At 56.7% G+C, this 5,184-nt stretch carries 7 protein-coding genes and 2 pseudogenes; 4 read left to right on the forward strand and 5 right to left on the reverse strand.

The features are described from left to right. Positions 1–100 precede the first annotated feature (100 nt). Positions 101–337, forward strand: a pseudogene (locus ACRXB1_RS29735) (metallophosphoesterase); the annotation flags it as partial. A 267-nt stretch (positions 338–604) separates the two neighbouring features. Further along, positions 605–1,192: a DUF1344 domain-containing protein gene (locus ACRXB1_RS29740; protein WP_174363865.1), complete on the forward strand. Its 588-nt coding sequence runs from the start codon at positions 605–607 to the stop codon at positions 1,190–1,192. Between the two features lie 3 nt (positions 1,193–1,195). Here ACRXB1_RS29740 and ACRXB1_RS29745 read toward each other — a convergent pair whose 3' ends face one another. The 5 genes from ACRXB1_RS29745 to ACRXB1_RS29765 form a co-directional block, all read right to left on the reverse strand. Beyond that, the gene (locus tag ACRXB1_RS29745) at positions 1,196–2,032 is read right to left on the reverse strand and encodes an EamA family transporter (protein WP_449494078.1); all 837 of its coding nucleotides are present in this window, start codon (positions 2,030–2,032) and stop codon (positions 1,196–1,198) included. 136 nt (positions 2,033–2,168) lie between these two features. Then, positions 2,169–2,330, reverse strand: a complete 162-nt coding sequence (locus ACRXB1_RS29750; protein WP_449494079.1) for a hypothetical protein — start codon at positions 2,328–2,330, stop codon at positions 2,169–2,171. Positions 2,331–2,336: 6 nt separating this feature from the next. Beyond that, positions 2,337–2,609, reverse strand: a complete 273-nt coding sequence (locus ACRXB1_RS29755; protein ID WP_069638416.1) for a helix-turn-helix domain-containing protein — start codon at positions 2,607–2,609, stop codon at positions 2,337–2,339. A gap of 32 nt (positions 2,610–2,641) precedes the next feature. Then, a complete protein-coding gene (locus ACRXB1_RS29760) occupies positions 2,642–3,109 on the reverse strand; it encodes a CBS domain-containing protein (protein ID WP_449494080.1) in 468 nt (155 codons plus the stop codon). Between the two features lie 98 nt (positions 3,110–3,207). Continuing rightward, entirely contained in the window at positions 3,208–3,531 is a 324-nt protein-coding gene (locus ACRXB1_RS29765) for a TFIIB-type zinc ribbon-containing protein (RefSeq protein ID WP_449494081.1), read from the reverse strand. Positions 3,532–3,662: 131 nt separating this feature from the next. On the opposite strand from ACRXB1_RS29765, the gene nhaR reads away from it, so the two are divergent. Further along, positions 3,663–4,556 carry a transcriptional activator NhaR gene (gene nhaR, locus ACRXB1_RS29770; RefSeq protein ID WP_449494082.1) on the forward strand — a complete coding sequence of 298 codons (894 nt, stop codon included), beginning with the start codon at positions 3,663–3,665 and terminating at the stop codon, positions 4,554–4,556. Positions 4,557–4,939: 383 nt separating this feature from the next. Beyond that, positions 4,940–5,184 (forward strand): annotated as a pseudogene (locus ACRXB1_RS29775) (oxalate/formate MFS antiporter); the annotation flags it as partial.

The following is a 5,184-nucleotide window of genomic DNA, read 5'->3' on the forward strand; positions in this document are numbered from 1 at the left end:
TAGTGTAAAACCTGCCTTCGATGCCGCCGGCGCGCTGCGTGGCTGATGCGCGAGGAGCAGGCGGAACATGATGTCGGCGGGTGCACCGAGCATCGCCTTGGCGGGATCGAAGGCAGGTTTTACACTGCAGTTGTCGGGTCACACCCACGGAGGCCAGTTCCTGCCGTGGAATTTCTTCGTACGGCTGCAGCAGCCGTTTGTGGCGGGCCTCGAAAAGCTCAATGACCTATGGGTGTACACAAGCCGCGGAACCGGCTACTGGGGACCGCCTATCCGGATTGCCGCACCGTCCGAAATCACGCGCCTGCGCCTTTTGAGCGGCACGCGTCCCGCCTGAGACAACCGTCGCTTAACGACGCCCGGCTATGGAAAGGATTAACGACTCTACGTCGATAACCTTTCCTATTATTTTAATTATTGAATTGATTCAGTTATCAAAATACAAGACACAATCTCCGGTTAATCTGTAATTGACGCGGATCAATGGACAGTGACGCAAGCGTCGCGGTATAAATATCGTTAGCGCTTTAGTGCGTTTGCGCTTCTGATTCGAAATTAAATTGATTTGGAGCGCGATTAACTATTTCATCGTCCGGAGAAATGCATGAACGCAAAATGGATTTTGGCTGCATCGCTGGCTGGCTGCTTGGCGATCGTAAATGTCAGCGCGCAAACCGATGATCAGCTTTCCACCGACGCCATTAAAACCGCGCTGGCCTCGGAGCCACGCCATCTCCAGGCGCAGATCGTGGGGATTGATATCGGTTCACGAACCCTTTCTCTCAAAGGATCCAAAGGACATGTCGTCCCGGTGGCGGTCAGTCCCCAGGTTACCAACTTCGATTCACTCAAAATCGGTGATCGCGTTGATGTACTGATCAAGGAAGCCCTGTTGTTGAGAGCGGTCAAATCAACAGTTGCGGATGCCGGTCTGAGAAAGCGCGTCGATACGACGGCATTCGCCTCTGCGTCCGACGCATCGGGTTTCGGCGCGGCAAAGGAAATCGAGATTATTGCGACTGTGCAAAGTATTGATCAAAAGAAGAAAACGATTACACTACGCGGACCGTGGCATACCGAAACGTTTGGTATCCCGCCGGAATTGGCCGCAAAAAAGCTTAAGGCCGGGGACACTGTTCACGTGGTATATATTTCTGCCACAGCGGTTGAAGTGACTCCGGTTGCAAAGTAGATCCTAAATCCTGATCAGAACCGCGCCGGCCGTAACGAGCGCGCACGCCACGACGCGTCGCGCGGTCAGCTTCTCGCTCAGGAACATCCAGCCGATCAGCACCGCAAAAATTGAGCTGAGCTCGCGCAACGCGGAGACCATCGCGATCGGCAGGTAGCGAAACGCGATGACCACAATCCCGTACGCCACCATTGCAATTGCGCCGCCCACCATGCCCTGCATTGAACGGCGCGGGTCGCTCAGAAATAGTCGGCGCGGACCGCCGTATCGGCACAGCGCGAACACCGCGAACGGCACGTTGAAGAGCAGATACACCCATGCAATGTACGCAAAGCTGTTTCCCGCGACACGCACGCCAAGGCCATCAACGATCGTATAAGCCGAGATGAACGCACCTGTCAGAAGCGCGGCCGGCACGCTTGCGGCGGCGAAACGGCGCTTGCGGAATGCGAGTGAGATGATGCCTGCCGATACCAGCGTCACCCCTGCCAGCGCCAGCGGCCGAAGATGTTCCCCCGCGAACACGAACGCGCCGGCGAAAACGAGCAGGGGCGAAAGCCCCCGTGCGATCGGATAGATCTGTCCGAAGTCCCCGGCTTTATAGGCTTTTGCGAGCGCCACGCAATAACCGAACTGCAATACTGCCGAAGCGCCGATGTACGGCCAGCTCTCGCGCGCCGGTGCCGGCACGAGCAGCAGTGCAACAGCGGAACACACGATGTAGGGGAACGACATCATCCCGAACTGCCAGACGCGGTCCGCGCTGGAATGGAGGAATGCGTTCCAGGTTGCGTGCAGCAGCGCGGAAAACAGGACGAGCAAGACGATGAAAGGCTGCATCAGAAGGTGCGCGGACGGGGATGCGCGAACTCGGTTCGTGGCAATGTAAGGCGTTGATTGGCGAAAAGTGGCAGTCGGAAGCGCCTCATTATGACAGAGAACGGGCCGGGGCGACACGTGCCTCTCCTGGCGCATTTCAGACGGCGCAAGCCTTGAGTGCGCCAAAAGCCGCCAGGAAATGCCGCATATCGATCCCCGACTCCTGCTGCTCGATGATCCCGCCGCCGGCCTGACGGCGCCCAACCTCAAGGAACTCGTGGCGAACGTCGAGGCGCGAGCTGAAGATCGCGCCATGCATCAGTTCTCAGGCGGCCGTGGCCGGCGTCCCGCACAACCACGCCACGTCGACCCTTAAAAGCCTGGAAAGACGCCGGCATTGTCCGCTGCCCGGCAGCGTGATCCCGGCCCGCCAAAAATGGACCTCGTGCTCCTTCACGCCCATATACGATGCAACCAGCCGGGTCGTGAACCGTGCCCGCTTGATCGTCATATCCAGTTTCGTTGAAAACAATTTTCGGAAACGGTCCGAATGCGTGTTTCTGTCCAGATGGACTTCCAGTTCGTTTGCGCGTCGCATGTTGCTTAACCTCGCTAACAGGTCCGACATGACTATCGTGTTTCGGCTTCCGGCACATCGACATGACTGTTGCCGCGAATGTAGTGCTCCAGTTGATGTATCGTGAACTGCTGCTCCGCGATCAGGTTCTTCACCAGATCGCCGATCGACACCATCCCGATCAGCAATCCTCCATCGATAACCGGAAGATGGCGTATGCGGTTGTCCGTCATGAGCGTCATGCAATGCTCGGTCGTCTGGTTGAGACGAACATAACGAACCGCCCTCGACATCACGTCACCGACCGGCGTCACCCTGGACGAGCGGTCGAGCAACACGATCTTGCGCGCGTAGTCGCGCTCCGTGAAGATGCCGGTGATCTGGTCGCCAGACGTCACCACCAACGCGCCAATCTGCTTGTGGGCCATCAGCTTGATGGCGTCGAACACGCTCGCCGTGGCTTCTATTGTGTGAAACGACTGATCCGGTTTGGAACTCAGTAACTGCGCAACGGTTGTCATTCAGAACCTCGCTGATATCCGGCCGTTCAACGAAGGGCCGTGTTTGATTGATCGAAAAATCCGAAGCTTAGGGGCTTCAAGGCTTCAAGGCTTCAAGGTCAGCCGAAGTCGAACAGCTCGCCGAGCATCGACTTCTTCTTTTTGTATGGATGACGGCGCTCGCGATATTCATCGTCGCGGCGATCGCGGTCGTCATAGCGGATGCGCTCGTCCCGCCTGCGCTCGGTGTTCGCGTTCGTCAATATCGCAGCGGGCTGCGGCGCAGCGCTCTGCACGCGGCCTTCTTCCGCCGCACGGTCGATCAGTTTGTCGAGCTCCCCACGATCCAGCCATACGCCGCGACACGTCGGGCAATAGTCGATTTCGATGCCTTGCCGGTCTGTCATCAACAGCTCCGGGGTCTTGCACATGGGACATTTCATTCTCTTGGCTCCTTCGTTTTCGTCGCTACCGAAGTCCCAATGTATAGTAAGTAAGCATAATGTAATATACGTATTTTCAACGTCGATCGTTCGGGAATATCGATGTATCGGGTGTCGCTTACAGGGCCAGGATGAACTTCAAGCACTTGTATTATTTTTGGGTCGCGGCGCACGCGGGTGGCATCGCCCGAGCGGGTGCGCAGTTGCACATCACGCCGCAAACGCTCAGCGGACAGATCAAACTGCTCGAGGAAACGCTCAACAAAAAGCTTTTCAAGAAAAGCGGCCGCAATCTGGAGCTGACCGACGCCGGCAGGCTCGCGCTCGATTACGCCGATGAGATCTTTTCCCTGGGTGCCGAACTCGAGAGCGCTGTCCGGCAGGAGAGGGAAGCAGCGCGTACGCAACTGCGCGTGGGTGTGGCGGATTCGGTGCCGAAAACGGTTGCTTACCGGTTGCTCGAACCGGCCTTGAACTTGTCGACCTCGCTGAAACTGATCTGCAACGAAGGCAAACTGCATTCGCTGTTATCGCAGCTTGCAGTGCACAAACTCGATTTGATCATCGCCGACGCGCCGATTCCCCCTGATGTGAACGTAAAGGCCTTCAATCATTCGTTGGGCCGCTCCACGCTGAGCTGTTTTGCACCCAAGGCGCTGGCGACCCGCGGCGCGAGGTCATACCCGGCATCGCTCAGCGACATGCCCATGTTGCTGCCCGGAACGGAATCGGCCGTGCGAAGGAAGCTCGATCACTGGCTCAAGTCTCGCGGAATAACGCCGCGCATTGTCGGAGAATTCGATGACAGCGCGCTCACGCTCGCTTTCGGCCGCGAAGGCCGCGGTGTGCTGTTCGCCCCCACGGTCCTGGCGGCGCAACTCAAACGCGAACATGGACTGGTGGCGATCGGGCATATAGAGACGATCGTTGAGGAGTTCTTCGCGATTTCCATCGAAAGACGTATCAGCCATCCCGCGATTTCATCGATCATGAATGCGGCGCGGAGTAGGTTGTTCAACGGCTGAAAACCCGTCCTCCTTCCATCGCGATGTAAGCGGTCAATTTCTTTCAAAGAAATAACAAAAATAACTTACATTACGTTTTGCTTTCGACTATAACGGTCATACGTGTTGCGGACTGCCATGTCGCGCACCACGCCTCAGCCCGTCAGGCATGCCTGCGGGCTTTTTTTTTGCCCTTGAAAAGTCGTCGAGAAAATGTGAGGCGTTCTTTCATATTCCCTTCAGTAATAACCCGATCTGGTGAAAACCCTGTCGTTTCTTTCACTTGACTTACTTGATATATCACATATTGTGTATCCCATTGCTACCCCTCAAACGAGACGGCAATGAGGCAGACGTCAATTCGGCGTCCCGAATACAAGGCAGCAAATGCCAAGGAGACAGTGATGGAAACGAATCGCCCGGTAGGAGAGTCGCGCCTGGCATCGCCGTGGGTGCAGCTCGTGTTCGGCGTGATCTGCATGGCCATGATCGCGAACATGCAGTACGGCTGGACGCTGTTTGTCAATCCGATCGATGAAAAGCATCACTGGGGCCGCGCGGCCATCCAGGTCGCGTTCACGATTTTCGTCGTGACCGAAACATGGCTTGTTCCAATCGAAGGTTATCTCGTCGATAAATACGGCCCGCG

It is taken from the genome of Caballeronia sp. M23-90 (assembly GCF_053574605.1).

What these genes read in the sequence shown, in the direction of transcription:
- ACRXB1_RS29740 (WP_174363865.1), top strand. Translation starts at nt 605, where the DNA reads ATGAACGCAAAATGGATTTTGGCTGCATCGCTGGCTGGCTGCTTGGCG.
- ACRXB1_RS29745 (WP_449494078.1), bottom strand. Translation starts at nt 2,032, where the DNA reads ATGCAGCCTTTCATCGTCTTGCTCGTCCTGTTTTCCGCGCTGCTGCAC.
- ACRXB1_RS29750 (WP_449494079.1), bottom strand. Translation starts at nt 2,330, where the DNA reads ATGCATGGCGCGATCTTCAGCTCGCGCCTCGACGTTCGCCACGAGTTC.
- ACRXB1_RS29755 (WP_069638416.1), bottom strand. Translation starts at nt 2,609, where the DNA reads ATGCGACGCGCAAACGAACTGGAAGTCCATCTGGACAGAAACACGCAT.
- ACRXB1_RS29760 (WP_449494080.1), bottom strand. Translation starts at nt 3,109, where the DNA reads ATGACAACCGTTGCGCAGTTACTGAGTTCCAAACCGGATCAGTCGTTT.
- ACRXB1_RS29765 (WP_449494081.1), bottom strand. Translation starts at nt 3,531, where the DNA reads ATGAAATGTCCCATGTGCAAGACCCCGGAGCTGTTGATGACAGACCGG.
- nhaR (WP_449494082.1), top strand. Translation starts at nt 3,663, where the DNA reads ATGAACTTCAAGCACTTGTATTATTTTTGGGTCGCGGCGCACGCGGGT.